This is a genomic window from Janthinobacterium svalbardense (assembly GCF_002327145.1).
Taxonomy (GTDB): Bacteria; Pseudomonadota; Gammaproteobacteria; order Burkholderiales; family Burkholderiaceae_D; genus Janthinobacterium; species Janthinobacterium tructae.
In genome coordinates this window covers 3,832,992-3,851,936 of record NZ_CP023422.1, presented here as the reverse complement: position 1 = coordinate 3,851,936, position 18,945 = coordinate 3,832,992, and the positions used below count along the sequence as shown (strand labels likewise).

The following is an 18,945-nucleotide window of genomic DNA, read 5'->3' as shown; positions in this document are numbered from 1 at the left end:
TCATGGCTGAAGAACTCTCTGCCGATTACCTCGTCATCGGCTCCGGCATCATCGGCTCCCTGGCCGCGCGCAAGCTGGCGCTGGCCGGTGCCTCGGTGCTGATCCTGGAAGCGGGCCCGCGCGTGTCGCGCGGCGAAATCGTCGCCCGTTTCCGCAACACGACGCGCCGCAGCGACTGGATGTCGCCATATCCGTCGGTGGTCACGGCACCGCACCCGATCTACCAGCCGAAGGATAACGGCCACCTGGTGCAGGCCGGCCCGTATCCGTACCCGGCCGAATACATCCGCCAGTTCGGCGGCACCTCGTGGCACTGGGCCGCGCAAGCGTGGCGCAACGTGCCGAACGACTTCCGCATCCATACCTTGTATGGCGTGGGCGTCGACTGGCCCCTCAGCTACGCAGACCTGGAGCCGTTCTACCAGGAAGCGGAAGACATCATGGGCGTTTCCGGGGCCGATAACACGGGTTCGCCGCGCCAGCAGGCCTTCCCGATGGACCCTGTGACGGAGCCTTACGCCATGCGCCGCATCCGCGAGCGCCTCGACCCGTCGTTCAAGGTGGTCGGCAACACGGTGGCGCGCAACAGCGTCAGCTACGATGGCCGCCCCGCCTGCTGCGGCAACAACAGCTGCCAGCCGATCTGCCCCATCGACGCGCAATATCACGGCGGCATCGCCGCAGTGCAGGCGGAAGACGCGGGCGTGAAGATCGTCTGCAACGCCAACGTATACAAGCTGGAACACGACGCGCAGGGCCGCATCACGGCGGCGCTGTACTACGACGTGGATAAAAAAAGCCACCGGGTCACGGCCAAGACCTTCATTCTGGCGGCGAACGGCATCGAAAGCCCCCGTTTGCTGCTCGTTTCCGCCTCGGACAAATACCCGAACGGCCTGGCCAACAGCAGCGACATGGTGGGCCGCAACCTGATGGACCACCCGAGCACCTCGATCACCTTCGACGCCGATGAAGACCTGTGGCTGGGCCGGGGCCCGCAAAGCCCCAACTCCATCAACACCATGCGCGACGGCGATTTCCGCAACCAGCATTCGCCATACCGCCTGGACTTCACGAACATCTCGCGCGTCGATGGCGCCACCAGGGAATTGATCGGCAAGGGCGTCTTTGGCGCCGAATTCGAACAGCAGCTGCGTTTCCGCTCGGCCCGCGAAATGAGCCTGAAAAACGTGCTGGAAGTGCTGCCGAACCCGGAAAACCGCATCGCCCTCAGCAGCGAAAAGGACGCCATGGGCATTCCCAAGCCGCAGGCGCATTATGCGATCGACGAGTACACCAAGCGCGGTCACGAGCGTTCGAAGCAGGATTTCGAGCACATCGCCAAGCTGATGGGCGGCACCAATCTGCGCCACAGCAAGGAAGGCGTGTTCGCCAACAACCAGCACATTTGCGGCACCTTGTCGATGGGTTCCGATCCGGCCAAGGCCGTGTGCGACCAGTGGGGCCGCACCTTCGACCATGCCAACCTGTTCCTGTGCAGCACCGGCGTGCTGCCTACGTCCGGCACCTGCAATTCGACGGAAAACGGTCTGGCCGTGGCGCTGCGCAGCGTCAAGCATATCCTCGACGAACAACAGGGAGGAACAGCATGATGGCGGCCTTCCGAATGGTGGCGAGCGCCGCCTTGCTGTCCCTCGTGGCCTTGCCGGTGCTGGCGGAGCAAGCGCCTGGCGCCGACGTGCAGGCGATCGAGCGTGGCCGCTACCTGGCCACAGCGGGCGACTGCATCGCCTGCCATAGCGTGCCTGGCGGCAAACCGATGGCGGGCGGGCTGGCGCTGGCCACGCCGCTGGGCGCCATCGTTGCCACCAACATCACGCCATCGACAACGCATGGCATCGGCAACTACACGCTGGCGCAATTCTCCGACGCCGTGCGCCACGGCGTGCGGGCCGACGGCGCGCATCTGTATCCGGCCATGCCCTACACGGCCTACGCCAAGGTGACGGATGACGACACGGCCGCCCTGTACGCCTACTTCATGCATGGCGTGGCGGCGGTCGATACGGCGCCGGCGCAAAAGACGGACTTGCCGTTCCCGTTCAACATCCGCATGTCGATGGCGCTCTGGAATATGCTGTTCCTCGATAAAAAACCGTTCGTGGCCGATGCGTCGAAAAGCATGGAGTGGAACCGCGGCGCCTACCTGGCGCAAGGTCTGGCCCACTGCACCACGTGCCACACGCCGCGCAATGCGCTGATGGCCGAGCAGCTGTCGAAAGAGCTGGGTGGGACCGACCTGGGCACGTGGTACGCGCCGAACATCACATCGGATGTCAACAGCGGTATCGGCAGCTGGAGCCAGCAGGAGCTGGCCAGCTACCTGCGCACGGGCCGCGCGGCCAACAAGGCGCAGGCGGCCGGACCGATGGCCGAAGCCATCGACCATAGCCTGAAGCACCTGAGCGATGCGGATTTGAACGCCATCGCGCACTACGTCAAGAGCGTGCCCGCCATCCGCGACAAGGCGGATACGAAAGCGGTGACGCAATGGGGCCAGGCGGGCGACGAGTTGAGTAGCATCCGCGGCGTGCCGCTGCCGCAAAACCTGAACAAGATGTCGGGTGCGCAGCTGTACGATGCGCAGTGCGCCAGCTGCCACCAAGCCAGGGGCGAGGGCAGTTTCGACGGCAGCTTGCCGCCGCTGTTCCATAACTCGGTGACGGGCCGCAGCAACAGCAACAATCTGGTGATGGCGATCCTCGATGGGGTGGAGCGGCAGGACGGCAAGGGTAATCATACTGCGGGACATTTGATGCCAGCCTTCCGCCAGACCCTGTCGGACGAGCAGATCGTCACCCTCGGTAATTACGTGCAGAAGATGTACGGCAATCCCGACGTCAAGGTGACGGCGGAGCAGGTAACGACCTTGCGCAACGGCGGCGTGCCATCCAACCTGATCGGCCTGGCACGCGCGGGCATCATCGTTGGCGTGCTGGTGCTGCTGGGCTTGCTGGTGTGGTGGCGGGGACGGCGGCGCAAGGAAACATCAGCAGCTTGAAAATAAACCCTGAAGCAAAGGCTGGGGTCAGACCCGACAGGGTCTGACCCCTTTTTCACGCAAGAGTTTGCAACTGATTTGCATCTATGGGATTTATGTACTATCATTAGTTACATGAGACGCGACAGCAAACTATCATCGATCCTCCATGTGCTGCTGCACATGGCCCATGCGGGACGCCCGATGACGTCCGAGGAACTCTCCGGCTACCTGGACACCAACCCCGTGCTAGTGCGGCGCGTGATGGCCGGCTTGCGCGAACGCGGCTACGTGGCGTCGGTCAAGGGCCATGGCGGCGGCTGGCGCATCGTCTGCGACTTGCACCGCGTGACCCTGCAAGACATTTATGTGGCCGTGGGTTCGCCCACCATTTTCGCCATGGGCAACCGCGTCGATCAGCCGGGCTGCCTGGTCGAACAAGTGGTCAACCAGTCGCTGGCCGGCGCCTTCGACGAAGCCGAGGCGCTGCTGATCCAGCGCTTTGGCGCCGTCACCCTGGCCGACCTGGCCGAACGTTTCAGCCAACAATACGCCTTACACCGAGGAGCCCCCCATGCACATTCCTGAACCGCACAGCGCCACGTTTGACGCCATCATCATCGGCGGCAGCTACGCCGGCCTGTCCGCCGCCACGCAACTGGGGCGCGCCCGCCGCCGCGTGCTGGTGATCGACGGCGGCCAGCGCCGCAACCGCTACGCCAGCCACTCCCACGGCTTCCTGACCCAAGATGGCAGCGGGACGGCAGCCATCGCCGCCGAAGGCAAGGCGCAACTGCTGGCGTATGCCACCGTCACCTGGCGGGACGGGACGGCCGTGCAGGCAGCCGCCAGCAGCGATGGCGATGGCTTTGATGTGACCCTGGCGGACGGCAGCGTCGTCCGGGGCCGCCGCCTGGTGCTGGCCACCGGCGTGATCGACGAGCTCCCGCCCGTCGTTGGTCTGGCCGCGCGCTGGGGCAGCAGCGTCTTTCACTGCCCGTATTGCCATGGCTATGAACTGGAGCAGGGCGCCATCGGCGTGCTGGCCACGGGGCCCCTGTCCATGCACCACGCCCTGATGCTGCCCGACTGGGGCACGGTCACCTTTTTCCTGAATGGCGCGTTCGAGCCCGATGCGGCGCAGCTGGTGCAACTGGCCTCGCGCGGCGTGACAGTGGTGCACACGCCCGTGGCGCAGATCGACGGGGTAGCCGATGTGGTCATGGCGGACGGCAGCCGCCACGTGATGGCCGGCCTGTTCGTGGCGACCCGCACCCGCCTGGCCAGTGCCCTGGCCGGCGAGTTGGGCTGCGCGCTGGAAGAGGGTGCCATGGGGCCATTTGTGCGTACCGACGAGCAAAAGGCCAGCAGCGTGCCCGGCGTCTTCTGTTGTGGCGACGCGGGGCGCATGGCTGGCAGCGTGGCATTCGCGGTGGCCGATGGCGCCATGGCGGGCGTGGCAGCGCACCGCTCGCTGATGTTCGGACTGGATCAGGCGGCAAAACCGCCATCGATCTTCAGCCCTGCGCCCGTGACGAACGCCGCTTCTGCGCTGGCCAGATAGGCCACCATGCCGGCGATTTCATCGGCCGTGCCGTGGCGGGGCAGGGCCATCAGGCCGTGCATCAGGTCGGCGAAGTCGCCCGTCGGCGGGTTCATGTCCGTGGCGATGGGGCCCGGTTCCACGTTGTTGATGGTGATGCCGCGCGGCCCCAGGTCGCGCGACAGGCCTTGCGTCAGGCCGATCAGCGCCGATTTGCTCATGGCGTAGGCGGCCGCGCCGCCGAACGGCATGCGGTGCGCATTCGTGCTGCCGATATTGATGATGCGCCCACCCGTGGGCATGTGCGCCACGGCCGCCTTGATGGCGACGAACACGGCGCGCACGTTAACGTTCAAGGTCTTGTCGAAGTCGGCCAGCGAAAAATCCTCGATGGCGCCGGGCAGGAACACGCCCGCATTGTTGACGAGGATGTCGATCTTGCCAAACTGCGCCGCCACCGTATCGATGGCCGCCGTCAAGGCTGCGGCGTCGGCCGCATCGGCTTGCACGCCATGCGCCTTGCCGCCGGCTGTTTCCACTGTGGCGGCCAGCGCCTGCGCTTCGGCGGCCGAGCTTTGATAGGTGAAGACGACGGTGGCGCCCTGGCTGGCCAGGCGGCGCACGATGGCCGCGCCGATACCGCGCGAGCCGCCCGTCACAAACGCGATCTTGTTTTGCAGTGGCAAAGAGGTGCTGGTGGTGGCTTGGGTTTGCATGATGGGCTTTCTGTGTGAGGAGTCGAGGAAGCCAGTATCTGCTTTCCATTGCCTGCGCGCTAGCCATGAATCGCTACAATCACTTTCAACCATAAGTATCAAATGAGCGGGTAGAATAGGCGCATGGACGCCCTCAATCACCTGCAATCCTTCGTGCTGTCTGCCGAGCTGGGCAGCTTTTCTGCGGCTGCGCGCCGCCTGGGGCTGACGCCTGCGGCCGTCAGCAAGAACGTGGCGCGGCTGGAAGCGAGCCTGGGACTGCGGCTGTTCCAGCGTAGCACGCGCCGCCTGACCCTGACGGAAGGGGGCGAGCGTTTCCTGCAGCAGATAGGCGGCGCCCTGTCCACCCTGCGCGAAGCGATCGCCGGCGTGGCGGAAGAGGGCGGCCAGCCGGCCGGCATCCTGAAAATCAGCATGGCGCCGTCGTTTGGCCGTAGCTACGTGGTGCCCCTGCTGGGCGAGTTCATCGCGCGCTACCCGGGCGTGGTCCCCGACTGCCATTTCGACAACCGGCAAGTGGACTTGATCGGCGAGGGGTTCGATGTCGCCATCGGCGGCGGCATCGAGCTGACGCCGGGCGTGGTGGCGCGCGAACTGGGCCACGCCCACATCGTCGCCACGGCGTCGCCCGCCTTCATGCAGGGCAAGGCCATGCCCGTGCATCCGTCGGACCTGGCGCACTTCGACGGCGTGGTGCGCCGCTCGGCCGGCAGCGGCAGATTGCGCAGCTGGATACTGCGCGACGGGCAAGGCGGCGAAGGCGTGGCCGAATCCCGCCCGCGCGCCATCTTCGACGACCCGGACGCGATGGCGCAGGCGGCCATCATGGGGGTCGGCGTAGCGCTGCTGCCCATGCCGCACGCGCTGGCCCACTTGCGCAGCGGCGCCTTGATCCGCTTGCTGCCCGGCTGGTGTGCCGATTCCGGCCCGCTGTCCGTGTACTATCCCAGCAAGAAGCTCTTGCCCGCGAAGACGCGCGCCTTCGTCGATTTTTTGCTGGAGCAATTCCGCCAGCGCGATTTCGCCGCGCAGATACGGCCTGATTACAACACCTGACAAAATCGTGGCGAGCGGAAGGAAGGCTCGGCGCCCCGTTGGATCGAGAGGCGCAACTGTACGAAGTACGGGGCCGCCGAGGCAGTGAGCATCACAGACCGCAAATTACGACGCGCAGTCGGTGTTGATAGCTGTTCTACTACATGGTTATGGCCCTTCTCGCCAGCGCTAGCCGCCACATTGTTGTAAATATACTTTCTTTTCACAAATAACATGACATGGCGGGTAGTGGCGACACGATCTGTCGCTACGCTTGTGTAAGATGAAAACATTCCGAAAAGAAAGTTTTTGTCTGTGCCGTCCATTCCTGACAGATCCCATCCACGAATCGCCGCATGCGCTTGCCGCGCGACTATAGGTATGGGATCAACATCGCCTGGAGCGCAGTTATTTAAACCGTTGTCGATAGAAAGTCCTCACGATGCATTCTCCTGAAATTTTGCTGCAAGATTTGAACGCTGCCTTACGCGAATTGCATGGCGCCAGTCAGTTGATTGACGACGAGCGCCTGCGCACCGACATGCCGCTGATCATGCGCCGCCTGTTGCTTGCCGAAGTGCTGGGCACGACGTCGATCCTGGCGATCGGTGGCTCGCAAGGGGCGGGAAAAACTACACTGCTGCGCTCGCTGTATGCGCTCGATGGCGAGTCGGCGCAATGGTTGCAGCCCAACGAAGGCCGGGGCGAGAAGCTGCCCGTGCTGGTGCTGGAAGATGCGTCGCACACCGAGGTGCAGGGCGCGCTGCGCTGTCTGCGCAAGCAGGACGGGCAATACGTGCTGGTGGAGGACGACGTCGATGTCGCCACCTTCCAGAAAGCCGTATGCGACCCGGAAATGGACGTGCTGCTGCCCGTGCTGAAAGTGCCGCAACGCTATTTCAACCGGGCGAACCAGGCCTGGCTGCTGCTGCCTGGCTACGAGACGCAGGACCGCGAGAATAAATCATGGCAGGAACTGATGCGCCAGGCCTTGGTCGGTGCGGTCGGCTGCATCGTCGTCACGGACGAGACGCGCATGGCCAACCAGCAGCAGGTCGACATCGTCACCGACATGCTGCAAGGCGAACTGGGTGGCGCGCAAACCCTGGTGGTGATCAGTAAAACGGAGGCCGCGCGCGGCAAGCCGGAGCGCCTGCAGGCGTTGCGCGATACGGCGGCCCATGTGTTCAAGGTGCCAGCCGACTTGGCCGGGACCAGAATCATTTGCGTCGGCGCGGATGACCAGAACTATCGTCAAGACTGGCTGCCAGCTTTGACCAAGGCGATCCAGGACCTGTCCTGCTCGGGCGGCGGCGACCGCAAGGCGCAATTGAGCCGTCTGGCAGGGGTGCTGAGCCGTGACCTGACCTCGGTGCTGGGACTGGTGCACAATAAAACCAAGCTGCTCTTTCATGAACGCGAGAGCGGCAATGAGGGCTTGCAGGCAGTGCGCAGCTATCTGGAGGCCTTCGACGAAGCCAGGGATAGCTTGCGCGAGGACTATCTGGAAGGCGTCGATCAATTGCTGCAAGCGCATCTGGGTGCGGCCTGGAAGACGCTCGAAGGCAGCTTGATCAGCGATCACGAGGGTGTGGTCAACAAAATCAAGGACTTCGCCAGAACGGCCACGCAAAGCCACCAGCACATAGCGCAGAGCGTAAGCGCATCGTGGGGCGGCCAGGCCGATGTGCTGGAAAAGCACACCGACATGATCGGCGGGCTGACGCAGAAGAAACTGCGCGGTGAGCAGGGCCAGCAAGTGCTTGCCATCGCGCACGGAAGCGATGCGACACCGATGCAAAAACTGGGCTATGTCGATGCAAAGCAGCAAGTGATTGCCTGGCAGCGTCCGGACGAGGACGACCAGCAAAATCTGCGGGTGATTTTGGGTGCAAAGGGGCGGGCGGAAGGGCCGGCCCAGTTGGTGACCAAGGATGTCGTCAGCGCGATCAAGCTCTTGCCGGCGCTGACGCTGGAATATGCGCGGCTGGCCAGCATGATGCCCGCGCTGGTGGGTCTGACGCCGGAATTGAAGACGGCAGAGGCGTCCGATCAAGCCGACATGATGAAAAAGGCGGTGCAGCAATTGGGCGACGGCGTGACCTTGGGCAAGACGGTTTTGCGCAGCATTGCCACCGTCTTTGCCGTCGATGTGCTCAGCGATGGCGATGTCGATGTGATCCCTGCGCTGATGAGCATGTTCAATCCGGCGTCCGCCTCGGCCGCGGCTGCCGGCACCGGTACGGGTGGCACGGCGGCGGCCGGTGCCGCCATCGGCGGCGTTGGCGCCGCCGTGGTCGGCGCAGTGGCGGTGGGGTATCTGGCGTATTCCGCCATGCAGGCCACGCGCATCCATGACGAGAAGGCACGGCTCGTGTCGCAATCGATGTTGCAGAGCATACAGGCACACCACCACAAGCATTTCATCCATCATTTCAATCAGATGATGGGCCAGATGCGGGGCCGGCTGGAACAGTCATTGCGCGCGCGCTACCGCCTGGATGAAGCGCTGATGGAAAAAGACCGCCTGGCGAAGGCCCTGGCCGATGTGCGTTCGCTGCAGCGTGACCTGCTGTTTGAACTGGGCCGGTCCGGGCATACGATGGCGCTGTTCCATGCGGATGCGGCCGCGTGAGCCGGGGCAGCTTGGCGCCGGCGCAAGCGTCCGGCGTGCGCGCGGCATGGGCACAGCATGACCAGGAGCGGCTGGACTGGGCCTTCCGGGCATATACGCGCTTTGCTGAATCGCTGAGCCCTGAAATCCGTGACCGCCTGGCCAGCAAGGATCAGCAGGCGGAAGCCTACGTGGTCGTTTTCGGCAAGACTCAGGTCGGCAAAACCACCTTGCTGATGGAGTTGATGGGGGTGCTGGCGACGCAGATGCCGCGCGTGGCGCGGGTCTTGCGGGGTGGACGCGCGGCCGGACAATCGGCCACCGCCACCACGATGGAATACCGCCGTTCGCCGGATCAGCGCTGGGGACTGAAAGTCAATGAAACAGCCATCGCATGGTACGGCGATGACCTGGCCATGGAGGCAGAACTTGGCCGGTTGCGAACGGCGATGGAAATGCGCCAACTGGTCGCGCATGGGCCATGCGTCGTGTTCGTCCCGCTGGAATGCTTTGATGCCGATGTCGCGCAGTCGGGCGTGCGCATGCTCGATCTTCCCGGCGACAAACCGGCAAACGCGGCAGAGCAGGAGCATGTACATGCGATGGCCCGCAAATATGTGCCGCTGGCCGATCTGATCCTGCTGGTGGGGCGCGGTGATGACTTGTCGTTCCTGCAGGGGGCGGCCTGACGTTGCCGGGCATCGAAGACTGGCAAAGCGCGCCGCGGCGTTTTCGGATTGTCACCACGTATTCCTTCACGGCGCAGTCGGTGCGCGACATGGTGCGCGAGCATGCTGGCGAGGCCGAAGTGCCGCTGTACCGGCGGCGCCTTGTCGAACAGATTGAACGCTCGATACCGCTGAGTGAGGATGTCAAGCGCGCGGCGAACTTTTTCCCGCTTGAGTTCGGGCAGTCGTGGCTTGATGCCCGCGAAGCCGAGCCCCTTCTGTATGCGCGGGTACAGCCGATGATGCTGACACTCAAGCAGCAGTTGCTGAGCGATATACAGGCGTCGACCACGCCATTGGCGCGTCTGCGCGTTGCCGTCGATGCGCACATGGTGATTGCCAGGGTGAAGAAAAAACGCCAGGAAGTGCTGGGTGCCGAGAGCGAGGCGCTGCAAGCGGTGCTGGGGCGGGCGCAACACGAACAAGGGCAGGCGCAACTGGCGGCCGAGAATATCGGCAAACAATGCGCCAGCCTGGCGCAGGCGCAGGAAGCATTGACGGACGAGGCGTTGTCGAAAGACATAGCGCGGCATTTCGTTTTTGCTACGACGGCGCCTGGCGATCCATACGAAAGCGTCGACGGCTTCAAGGCAGTGATCCGGCGCGCGAAGTCGTCCATGAAGCAGGCCATGCTGGCCTGCCATCCCGACACGGCACGGATGTCAGGCACGCAGCCGTTCTGGCGCCGTGTGGAGTTGAAGGATGGCGCCAGCGGCAGCGACGACATACTGGACGATGCGTTCAGCAGCTTCCTCTCCACCCTCAATGCCTACTGGGTGGACAAATACTGGAGCACCGGCGAGGGCAGCGACTATGCCAGGGATCTCAGGACCTTCAAGCGCTGTATCGACGAGGTCCAGACGGAACTCAAGGCGCTTGCCCGCAAACGCTGGCTGGCCGCCGCTCATGCCTGGCGGGAACGCCTGCTGGAGGAGCTGGAGGAGCAACGCTACAAACGTGACGACTTTCAGCGGCTTGCCGACGGCGGCATCGCGCCGATCAAGCTGCTGGAGGAGAAACTGGCACAGCACACGCAGGCGCGCGAGCTGTTTGAACAGCGGATGGAAAACGACCTGCTGGAGAGCCGCCGCTTTGCATCGCTGCTCGACGCGGAATATGTCGCTGAGCTGGAACAGCGGCGACAGGCGATCTGCACCGCCGGCAACCGCGTCACCGGCTTTCTGGGCTTGCTGGCTGCCGTGCGCCTTGTGGACGTACGCAAGCAAGTCCTGCTGCACATCGAACCCTCCGCCATTTAATTCACTTTTACTTCATATTGACCAAGGCCATGAACAATCAACACGATATCGCCCGCCAGGAACACGAATTTCAGGAACTATTGCAAAAAGTAATGCAGGAACCGCTGGCGCCTGTTACGAAGTCGGTCCGCGAGCTGGACAAACGGCTGAACCAGTTTGAATCGATGCTGGAAGATTTACAGGCCATTATCCAGGGCACCAATATGAGTGCGGATGACGCGCTCACGCAGATTCGCTCGCTCAAATCGCTGGCCGAAGAGACGCCGCGCGAAATTCGCCTGTCATTGCAACCCATGCTGCATCAGGTCCAGAATACGCTGGAACAGGGCACGGTGACTGCCCACCGCGACTCGGTGGAAAAATTGTCGGGACAACTGGTGGAGCAAGGTGAGTCCGACAAGCAATCCTTCATTCAGTTGCATGAAATGATGGCGCAGCAGCGCCATGAGCTGGGCACGCATGTGGCGGCATCGCTCATGGAGGTTGCCCGCCGCAACGAAGCCGAGGTGGCGCCGCTGGTGCAGTCCGTGGCGCAGATGCAATTGGCGTTTGCCGAGCAGCAAATGCAATTGACCGCGCTGGCGATGCAGCAGGATGCGTGGGCCAGAAAATGGACGGAGCAGCTGACGTCCTCGACACAATCTGTGCGGCGTTGGCTGATTGCCACCCTGGTCGTGGCCAGCGCAGGCTGTGCCGCCGGAATTGCCATGTTTGCCGGGAGGGTCTGACTGCCGCAGCGATAAAGAAACTGGCCATGCCCCAGGCCTGCTCAACCGCTGTGCGCCACCAGCCTGAGTCGCGTAATCTCCGCCGGCGCGCCGATGCGTTTCGGCGGGCCCCAGTACCCGGTGCCGCGGCTGACGTAAATCCACAGGCGGCCACGCCGGTGGAGTCCCGCCACATACGGCTGCTGCAGCGGCACGAACAGATTCCAGGGCCAGAACTGGCCGCCGTGCGTGTGGCCCGACAATTGCAGGTCGTAGCCGGCCGCTTCGGCCTCGGGCGCGCTGCGCGGCTGGTGCGCCAGCAGGATGCGGGGGATATCGGCCGGTGCGCCGGCGATGGCCGCTTGCGGGTCGCTTTTCTGCGCCGGATCGAAGGCGGCCGCATTGAAATCGGTGACGCCGGCCAGCGCCAGGCGCGCGCCGTCGTGTTCGAGCACCGTGTGCTCGTTCATCAGCACGCGCAAGCCCAGGCGGCGAAATTCCGCCACCCAAGGGGTCGCGCCCGAATAGTATTCGTGGTTGCCCGTCACAAGGAAGACGCCGTGGCGCGCGCGCAGCTCGCCCAGCGGCGCCGTATGGCTGCCCAGTTGCGCCACCGTGCCGTCGACCACGTCGCCCGTGATGGCGATCAGGTCCGCCTGCAGGCCGTTGGCGCGCGCGACGATGGCTTCCACGTAGGCGCGCTGGATGGTGGCGCCCACGTGGATGTCGCTCAGTTGCACGATGCTAAAACCGTGCAGGTCGGCCGGCAGGCCGGCGATCGGCACGTCGACTTCGCGCACGCGCGCCACACGGCGTGCGTTGATGAAACCGACGACGCTGGCCAGCAGCGCCAGGGCCAGGGCCGCCACGGCGGACGCTTGCGCGTGCGGGCGGGTGGCGGGAATCAGCATCAGCAGCTCACGCAGCATGGTGAGCACGAACAGCGAGGAAAAAAAGCCCATGCACAGCGAACCGGCCCAGCTCAGACGGTCGGCCAGGCGCGCATCGCCAGTGACGGCGCGGGCGAAGATGGTCATCGGCATGAGCATGGTCGAGGCCAGCAAGACGGCGCCACCCAGCAGCCAGCCGGCCACGCCGACGGGTAGCGCAGGCAGCAGCAGCCAGCCCAGCAGGGCGTGCAGGGCGCCCAGTATCATGGTGATGCGCAGCAGCGGCGTGCGGGTTGTCATGTCAAGGTTCCAGAAGTGGGGCGCCCAGATAGGCGGAAGTGATGAGTGTGAAACTGCCATCCTGGCGCATGCGCCGGAATACGCGGTCGAAGGCGGCGGCCAGCGCGGGCGAGCCTGTATTCTTGCGAAACACGATATAGGTGTCGAAGCGGGCCAGTGGCGGCGCCACGCGGACGATGCCTTGCAGTTTCAACTGTTTGACCGTGTACTGGCCGACGACGCCGTCCGCCAGCACGGCATCGATGCGGCGCAGCGCCAGTTTCTGGAAGTTGGCGGCATCCGTTGGTACGTCGGCGATGCTCCAGCGGCCCTGCGCCACGCCGGCGGCGATGGCTTCGGGCAGGCGGAATCCACCGCGCACGCCGATCACTTTGCCGGCCAGGTCGTCCAGCTTGCCCACGGCCGGCAGCGTGTCGGCCTGCCGCACGAACAGCGCGTACTCGGTCGGCTGCAGCGGTACCTTGCCAAATTCCAGGTACTGCTCGCGTGCCGGCGTGCGGCTCATGGCGAAGGCGCAATCGACCGTGCCCTGCGGCCTGGCCAGCTCACTTTTGAGCCGGCGCCATGGCATGGCGCGAAATTCAATGGCGATGCCCAGGCGGGCTGCCGCCTCGCGCAGCACATCGACGTTCAATCCCTCGATGCGGCCTTGAATCTGCATGAAGTAGGGTGCGAAGAGGTCGTCATGGCATACCAGCCTGCCTGGTAATCCTGCTTCGGTGCTGGCCGCCACGGCCTTACTGGCCGGCATTGCCAGCAAGGCCGTGGCGGCAAAGGCAGCCAGCCAGGCACGGGGGCGCAGCCATGTGGAAAAAGGCACAGCAGCGCCATTACCTGTCGTTTTTTGCTGCAATTGTTCATCCCGGTTGGCCCGAAACAGTCGCGTTTCGCACTGCCGATTATAGTCGACGCGTTATGTAAATGACCAATTTCGCAGCCAGTCCAGCGTCATGATGCGATATGCAGACCCAGCATGGCCAGCTTGCCGAAATCGACGGGCTTGGCGAAGTGCTCGTTGAAACCCGCTTGCAGGGCCGCCTGGCGGTCGTGCTCCTGGCCATAGCCGGTCAGCGCGACGAGCAGGAATTGCTGCGGGATCGGCAGCTGGCGCAGCTTGACGGCCACCTCGTAGCCGCTCATGTCGGGCAGGCCGATGTCGAGGAAGACGATGTCGGGCTTGAATTCCAGCGTGCGCTCGGTCGCTTGCGCGCCCGTGTAGGCGGTGCGCACCGTGTGGCCGTACATTTCCAGCAGTTCGGCCAGGGTGTCGGCCGCATCGCAGTTGTCGTCGACGACGAGGATGCGCTGGCTGGCGCCACTGGCCGCCTGCGGCGCTGGCGCGGCCGCCTGCGGCACGTTGGCGTCGAGCGGCAAGGTGACTTCGAAGGTGCTGCCCAGCCCGACGCCGGGGCTGCTCACGCTGACCTGGCCACCGTGCAAGGTCACCAGTTTGCGCACCAGCGACAGGCCGATGCCCAGGCCGTCCTGCACCCGGTCGGGCGAGTGGCCGCTCTGCTCGAACAGGCCGAAGATGCTGTCGATGCTGGCCGCCGCAATGCCGATGCCGTTGTCGCAGAGGCGTATGCGCACGTTGTCACCTTCGCGCACGGCGGAAATGGCGATGCGCCCGCCCGGCGCCGTGAACTTGGCCGCGTTGAGCAGCAGGTTGGCGACGATCTGCGACAGGCGCACGGCGTCGCCGCAGACCCACAGTTCTTCCTGGGGCAGGTTCACGTCGAGTGCATGGCCGCGCGCCTCGACGCTGTGCGAACTGGTTTCCAGCGCGCTGCGAATGACGCTGGCCAGGCTCACGCTTTCCCATTGCAGCGAGATTTTGCCTTGCGAAATGCGCGACACGTCGAGCAGGTCGTCCACCAGGCGCACCAGGTGGTCCGTGTGGCGGGCGATGGTGCGGCGCGCATTGTCCTGCATGTCCGGCACGACGGGGTCGAGCTTGCACAGCAGGGCCAGCGCCGTGCGGATGGGGCCAAGCGGGTTGCGCAGCTCGTGCGCCAGGGTGGCCAGGAATTCATCTTTGCGGCGGTCCACGTCGCGCAGCTCGCGCTCGACCCGGCCCAGGCGCAGCAGCGCCCTGACGTTGGCGATCAATTCATCGGCCTCGATCGGCTCGACCAGGTAATTGTCGGCGCCGCCATCGAGGGCGCGGATCTTGTCGGCCGTGCCGATGCACGAGGCCGACGTCTGCAGCACCAGGATGGTGTTCGTTTCGGCGCCGCCCTTCAACTGGCGGCACACTTCCAGGCCGTTGATGTCGGGCAGCTTGACGTCGAGCAGGATCAGGTTGGGGCGGTCCTGGCGGGCGCGCAGCAGCGCGTCGCCGCCGTTCGACGCTTCGATGACCTTGAAGCCGGCGCGTTTGAGGATGCGCGACTTGGCGTAGCGGGCGCCGTCGCTGTCATCGACGTTGAGGATCAGAGCATCGCTATTGTTATCCGGTAGCATGCGCATTGTCCCAGGTGGTTGTGCCTTGCGGCGGAACCGGCTCTTGCCGGTGGTGTGGATTGCCGATCAGCGCGCGCAGGGTCGCCAGCAATTGCTGGCGCGACAGCGGCTTGACGTAGTAGGCGTCGGCGCCCAGGGCCAGGCCCTTGCGCACATCGTCGATCTCGGTGGCGACGATGACGGGCACCTGGCGCCGCAGCGGGTCGTTTTTCAGCTCGGCCAGCCAGTGCCAGGCCGTTTCGCCGTGCAGCAGGATGTCGAGGATGACGGCGGCGGGGCGCTGCTGTTCCCAGCGTTCCTGCGCCTCGCGCACGCTGCGCGCGGGGACCACGCGAAATTCGCTGCCGGCCAGGAATTTTTCATACAGCAGGCGGATGGGCGGATTGTCTTCCACCACCAGCACGCCGATGCGCTGGTCGTTGCCGTTGTCGTTGGCCGGCGCGCTCGGCGGCAGGCTGCCCTCGGGCGCATGGTAGCTGGTGGGCAGGATGACGGAAAACAGCGAACCCTGGCCCGGCGTGCTTTCCACGGCCACCGTGCCGTTGAGCAGCGTGGCCAGGTTGCGGCACAGGGGCAGTCCCAGGCCCGTGCCCTTGACCTTGCGCTGCATGTGGTTCTCCACCTGGCTGAATTCCTCGAAGATCAGCTGCACGTCGTCGGCGGCGATACCCAGGCCCGTGTCGGAGACGGAAAAGCGGATGGCGTCCTGCTCCGGCAAGGACGTGGCGCTGACGACGATGGCGCCGGCCTCGGTGAACTTGAGGGCGTTGGCGATGAAGTTGCGCAGGATTTGCGACAGCTTGCCTTCATCCGTATGGATCTGCAGCGCCGGATCGGGGGCGATGAAGGTCAAGGTGAGCGACTCGGACACCAGCAGCGGGCGCAGCATGCCGCGCAGGGCGCTGAACAGGTCGGCTACTTGAAAACTGTTGGCGTGCACGTCGACCTTGCCCGCCTCGATCTTGGCCAGGTCCAGCAAGTCGTTGACCAGGTCGCTCAGGCTGACGGCGCTTTGCAGGATGAACAGCACCTGCTTTTCCTGCTCCTCCGACAGCTCGCCATCAATGCGGTCGAGCAGCAGCTTGGACAGGGCGCGGATGGAACTGAGCGGCGTGCGGAATTCATGGCTCATGTTCGACAGGAAGCGCGATTTCATCTGGTCGGCGCGGCGCAGGTGGTCGGCTTTTTCATCGAGTTCCGCAAACAGCGCCACCACGCCCCGGTTGGTGTCTTCCAGTTCGCGCGTCAGTTGTAGTAAATCGTCCTGGCGCGTCTTCAGTTCGGCCAGGGTGGCGAGCAGTTCGCGGTTCTGCTGCTGCACTTCGGACAGTGTGATATCCGAGGGCAGCGCCTGCAGGCTGCCGGACAGCGCGCCGATCATGCTGCCGTCGAGCAGGGGTGCGTCGCGCGGGAACAGTTTTTGCAGCGTGATGTGCGTGCCGGCGCCCGGCGTGCTGTGGATATGGCAGCGGTCCATCAGGCGCTGCGCGCCCAGGATGCCCAGGCCCATGCCCGTGGGGGAACGGTAGGTGCCGGCCAGTATCTGGTCGAGCTGCGCGATGCCGGGGCCCTGGTCCTCGATGCGGATGCTGAGTACCTGCGGCGCCGTCTGGCCATCGATGGCGAAGTGGATCTTGCCGCTGCCCGCGTAGTTGTAGACGTTGCGCGCCAGTTCCGACACGGCCGTGGCGATGCGCACCTGGTCCTGCACGCCGAAGCCGCACAGGGCGGCGATCTGCCGCGCGCGCTGGCGTGCGCCCACCACATCGAGTTCGCTGCCGATATGCGCCGTCAATATGCGTTGTGTCATGGCGTGTCGTTCCTTTCCGCACCGGCAGGTCGGTGCTCCTCATGTTCGCGCAGCACCACCACCGTGATGTCGTCGCGCCCGCGCGCAAAGTCGCGGTACAGCACGGCGGCGACCAGGCTGGGGTGGCAGTGTGCCAGGCCCGGATACTGTTCCAGGTCCCAGCGCGTATGCAGGCCGTCGGAATGCATGATCAGGGTCGTGCCCGGTTGCCATGCATGGCAAAATTCCTGCACCTTGCGCAGATTGCTGCCGACGATGCCGTTATGCGACAGCAGATGCCGGCGCTGCTGCGCGTCGAAGGCGCAGGCGGCGATATTGCCCACGCCCGCATAGCGCAGTTCGCGCCGCGCGCTGTCGATGTGCGCCACCGCCAGTGCCGCGCCGCGCGTGGTGCGCAGGGCGCCGTGGGCCAGTTCGATGAAGGGGGCGGGCAGGGGCGGCAGGCCGGGCGTGGCGTGTTCCAGCAGCGCGCTGGCGCATTCCGAGGCGCGCGCCGCCAGCGGACCGTGGCCCAGGCCATCGGCCACCATCAGGCTCAGTTCATGGCCTTCGCACACGACGTTCCAGGCGTCGCCGCACACCTGCTCGGACGCCAGCGGCAGGCACACGGCGCCGATTTGCCAGTTCGGATGGGCGGGAATGGTGCTGCTGGCGTTCGGCCCCCACACCACCGTCATCAGCACTGTGCCCTTGCCAGGTGCCGTGTACAGGTCGAATTCCTGGCTCAGGCGGCGTATCGCGCCCAGGCCCACGCCGTAGGTGCCCGTGGTGGAGTGGCCGTCCTGCATGTGCTGGCGCACATTCGCCATGCCGGGGCCGTTGTCGATGGCCAGCACTTCGATGCCGCTGGTGCCGCCGCGCAGCACCTTGCGCAGCAGGATTTCGCCGCGCTGCGCGTGCTTGACGATATTGGTCGCCGCTTCGCTGATGATGATGGCCAGCTGGCCCGTGCGCACATCGTCGAAACCGATGCGGCGCGCCAGTTCGTTGCCGGCGCGGCGGGCCGCGGCGATCTCGCTCGGTTCGCCGATGGGGAAAGTTCTTTGCCTGGCAATGTCAGGCTGTGGTTCCTGGTGGTTCAAAACAGCTTCCATTTCGCGATGGTGACAGTGGTGCCCGCGCCGGGCGCCGTGTCGATGTGAAAGGCGTCGGCCAGGCGCTTGGCGCCGCCCAGCCCCAGTCCCAGCCCGCCGCCGCTGGTGTAGCCATCGGTCAGCGCCAGGGCAATATCGTCGATGCCCGGTCCTGCGTCGACAAAGCGCAGCTCCAGTCCCTGGCGCGCGCCATCGCTGACGCGCGCGATGCGCGCTTCGCCGCCGCCGCCGTAGCGCAAGGTGTTGCGCGCCAGTTCGCTTGCCGCCGTGATGATCTTGGTCTGTTCGATCAGGCCAAAACCCATGGCGACCATGCTGTCGCGTACCTGCTTGCGCAGCCGCACGACGTCTTCGTCGCTGTGCAGGGGCAGGATCTGCGCGGTTGCCTGTGCCTGCGCGCCCAGCACGGCGCCCCCCGTCATGTGCATGCGCCGCCCTGTTCCAGCAGCTTGATGCCGCGTTCCACGTTCAGCGCCGTGCACACGCCTTCCAGGGTCAGGCCCAGTTCCACCAGCGTGATGGCGACGGCCGGCTGCATGCCGACGACCACCGTGCGTGCATCGAGGATTTTCGCCATCGCCGCCGTGTTGCTGATCATGCGGCCGATGAAGGAGTCGACGATGTCGAGCGCGGAAATGTCGATCAGCACGCCCGTGGCGCGGTCCGTCACGATGCGCGTAGTCAGGTCGTCCTGCAAGGTCATCGCCAGGCGGTCGTGCATGTCCACCTGGATCGTCACCAGCAGCAGCCGGCCCATACGTAAAATGGGGATTCTTTCCATAGGC

At 64.9% G+C, this 18,945-nt stretch carries 17 protein-coding genes; 9 read left to right on the top strand and 8 right to left on the bottom strand.

Annotated elements, in window-relative coordinates:
* The first annotated feature begins 2 nt into the window (after positions 1-2).
* The 4 genes from CNX70_RS17110 (at position 3) to CNX70_RS17095 (ending at position 4,565) form a co-directional block, all read left to right on the top strand.
* Positions 3-1,613, top strand: coding sequence for a GMC family oxidoreductase (locus CNX70_RS17110; protein ID WP_096235692.1), 1,611 nt, complete (start codon positions 3-5; stop codon positions 1,611-1,613).
* Complete coding sequence (locus CNX70_RS17105; RefSeq protein ID WP_096235691.1) at positions 1,610-3,022, top strand: cytochrome c; 1,413 nt, start codon at positions 1,610-1,612, stop codon at positions 3,020-3,022. The genes CNX70_RS17110 and CNX70_RS17105 overlap by 4 nt, the downstream gene beginning before the upstream one ends.
* Positions 3,023-3,136: 114 nt before the next feature.
* Positions 3,137-3,589 (top strand): RrF2 family transcriptional regulator, encoded by a 453-nt coding sequence (locus CNX70_RS17100; protein ID WP_096235690.1) that lies wholly within the window; start codon positions 3,137-3,139, stop codon positions 3,587-3,589.
* The gene (locus CNX70_RS17095) at positions 3,576-4,565 is read left to right on the top strand and encodes an NAD(P)/FAD-dependent oxidoreductase (protein WP_096235689.1); all 990 of its coding nucleotides are present in this window, start codon (positions 3,576-3,578) and stop codon (positions 4,563-4,565) included. Before CNX70_RS17100 ends, CNX70_RS17095 begins: the two co-directional genes overlap by 14 nt.
* Here CNX70_RS17095 and CNX70_RS17090 read toward each other — a convergent pair.
* Complete coding sequence (locus CNX70_RS17090; RefSeq protein WP_096235688.1) at positions 4,493-5,260, bottom strand: SDR family oxidoreductase; 768 nt, start codon at positions 5,258-5,260, stop codon at positions 4,493-4,495. The two genes, CNX70_RS17095 and CNX70_RS17090, sit on opposite strands and share 73 nt — an antisense overlap.
* Before the next feature lie 123 nt (positions 5,261-5,383).
* Here CNX70_RS17090 and CNX70_RS17085 point away from each other — a divergent pair, with 123 nt between their 5' ends.
* The 5 genes from CNX70_RS17085 to CNX70_RS17065 all read left to right on the top strand — a co-directional run bounded on the left by CNX70_RS17085 (position 5,384) and on the right by CNX70_RS17065 (position 11,624).
* Positions 5,384-6,316, top strand: a complete 933-nt coding sequence (locus CNX70_RS17085; protein WP_096235687.1) for a LysR family transcriptional regulator — start codon at positions 5,384-5,386, stop codon at positions 6,314-6,316.
* Positions 6,317-6,737: 421 nt separating this feature from the next.
* On the top strand, positions 6,738-8,930 hold the full coding sequence (locus CNX70_RS17080) for a sugar kinase (RefSeq protein WP_096235686.1): 2,193 nt from the start codon (positions 6,738-6,740) through the stop codon (positions 8,928-8,930).
* Positions 8,931-8,941: 11 nt separating this feature from the next.
* Positions 8,942-9,598, top strand: coding sequence for a dynamin family protein (locus CNX70_RS17075; protein WP_157751080.1), 657 nt, complete (start codon positions 8,942-8,944; stop codon positions 9,596-9,598).
* A gap of 2 nt (positions 9,599-9,600) precedes the next feature.
* Complete coding sequence (locus CNX70_RS17070) at positions 9,601-10,896, top strand: hypothetical protein (protein WP_096235684.1); 1,296 nt, start codon at positions 9,601-9,603, stop codon at positions 10,894-10,896.
* Between the two features lie 17 nt (positions 10,897-10,913).
* A complete protein-coding gene (locus tag CNX70_RS17065) occupies positions 10,914-11,624 on the top strand; it encodes a hypothetical protein (protein ID WP_157751078.1) in 711 nt (236 codons plus the stop codon).
* Positions 11,625-11,665: 41 nt separating this feature from the next.
* Here CNX70_RS17065 and CNX70_RS17060 read toward each other — a convergent pair whose 3' ends face one another.
* From CNX70_RS17060 to CNX70_RS17030, 7 genes are all read right to left on the bottom strand, one after another.
* The gene (locus CNX70_RS17060; RefSeq protein WP_096235682.1) at positions 11,666-12,793 is read right to left on the bottom strand and encodes a metallophosphoesterase; all 1,128 of its coding nucleotides are present in this window, start codon (positions 12,791-12,793) and stop codon (positions 11,666-11,668) included.
* Position 12,794: 1 nt separating this feature from the next.
* The gene (locus CNX70_RS17055; protein WP_157751076.1) at positions 12,795-13,613 is read right to left on the bottom strand and encodes a substrate-binding periplasmic protein; all 819 of its coding nucleotides are present in this window, start codon (positions 13,611-13,613) and stop codon (positions 12,795-12,797) included.
* Between the two features lie 128 nt (positions 13,614-13,741).
* On the bottom strand, positions 13,742-15,256 hold the full coding sequence (locus CNX70_RS17050) for an ATP-binding response regulator (protein WP_096238515.1): 1,515 nt from the start codon (positions 15,254-15,256) through the stop codon (positions 13,742-13,744).
* Positions 15,243-17,066 carry an ATP-binding protein gene (locus CNX70_RS17045; protein ID WP_096235680.1) on the bottom strand — a complete coding sequence of 608 codons (1,824 nt, stop codon included), beginning with the start codon at positions 17,064-17,066 and terminating at the stop codon, positions 15,243-15,245. The genes CNX70_RS17050 and CNX70_RS17045 overlap by 14 nt, the downstream gene beginning before the upstream one ends.
* Positions 17,063-18,148 (bottom strand): ATP-binding SpoIIE family protein phosphatase, encoded by a 1,086-nt coding sequence (locus tag CNX70_RS17040; protein ID WP_244198836.1) that lies wholly within the window; start codon positions 18,146-18,148, stop codon positions 17,063-17,065. Before CNX70_RS17040 ends, CNX70_RS17045 begins: the two co-directional genes overlap by 4 nt.
* Positions 18,145-18,582, bottom strand: a complete 438-nt coding sequence (locus CNX70_RS17035) for an ATP-binding protein (RefSeq protein WP_096238514.1) — start codon at positions 18,580-18,582, stop codon at positions 18,145-18,147. The genes CNX70_RS17040 and CNX70_RS17035 overlap by 4 nt, the downstream gene beginning before the upstream one ends.
* A complete protein-coding gene (locus CNX70_RS17030) occupies positions 18,579-18,941 on the bottom strand; it encodes an STAS domain-containing protein (protein WP_096235678.1) in 363 nt (120 codons plus the stop codon). The genes CNX70_RS17035 and CNX70_RS17030 overlap by 4 nt, the downstream gene beginning before the upstream one ends.
* Positions 18,942-18,945 lie beyond the last annotated feature (4 nt).

Excerpts from the sequence above, each read along its gene's own strand:
- CNX70_RS17110 (WP_096235692.1), top strand. The coding sequence starts at position 3 with ATGGCTGAAGAACTCTCTGCCGATTACCTCGTCATCGGCTCCGGCATC.
- CNX70_RS17105 (WP_096235691.1), top strand. The coding sequence starts at position 1,610 with ATGATGGCGGCCTTCCGAATGGTGGCGAGCGCCGCCTTGCTGTCCCTC.
- CNX70_RS17100 (WP_096235690.1), top strand. The coding sequence starts at position 3,137 with ATGAGACGCGACAGCAAACTATCATCGATCCTCCATGTGCTGCTGCAC.
- CNX70_RS17095 (WP_096235689.1), top strand. The coding sequence starts at position 3,576 with ATGCACATTCCTGAACCGCACAGCGCCACGTTTGACGCCATCATCATC.
- CNX70_RS17090 (WP_096235688.1), bottom strand. The coding sequence starts at position 5,260 with ATGCAAACCCAAGCCACCACCAGCACCTCTTTGCCACTGCAAAACAAG.
- CNX70_RS17085 (WP_096235687.1), top strand. The coding sequence starts at position 5,384 with ATGGACGCCCTCAATCACCTGCAATCCTTCGTGCTGTCTGCCGAGCTG.
- CNX70_RS17080 (WP_096235686.1), top strand. The coding sequence starts at position 6,738 with ATGCATTCTCCTGAAATTTTGCTGCAAGATTTGAACGCTGCCTTACGC.
- CNX70_RS17060 (WP_096235682.1), bottom strand. The coding sequence starts at position 12,793 with ATGACAACCCGCACGCCGCTGCTGCGCATCACCATGATACTGGGCGCC.
- CNX70_RS17050 (WP_096238515.1), bottom strand. The coding sequence starts at position 15,256 with ATGCTACCGGATAACAATAGCGATGCTCTGATCCTCAACGTCGATGAC.
- CNX70_RS17045 (WP_096235680.1), bottom strand. The coding sequence starts at position 17,066 with ATGACACAACGCATATTGACGGCGCATATCGGCAGCGAACTCGATGTG.
- CNX70_RS17035 (WP_096238514.1), bottom strand. The coding sequence starts at position 18,582 with ATGACGGGGGGCGCCGTGCTGGGCGCGCAGGCACAGGCAACCGCGCAG.
- CNX70_RS17030 (WP_096235678.1), bottom strand. The coding sequence starts at position 18,941 with ATGGAAAGAATCCCCATTTTACGTATGGGCCGGCTGCTGCTGGTGACG.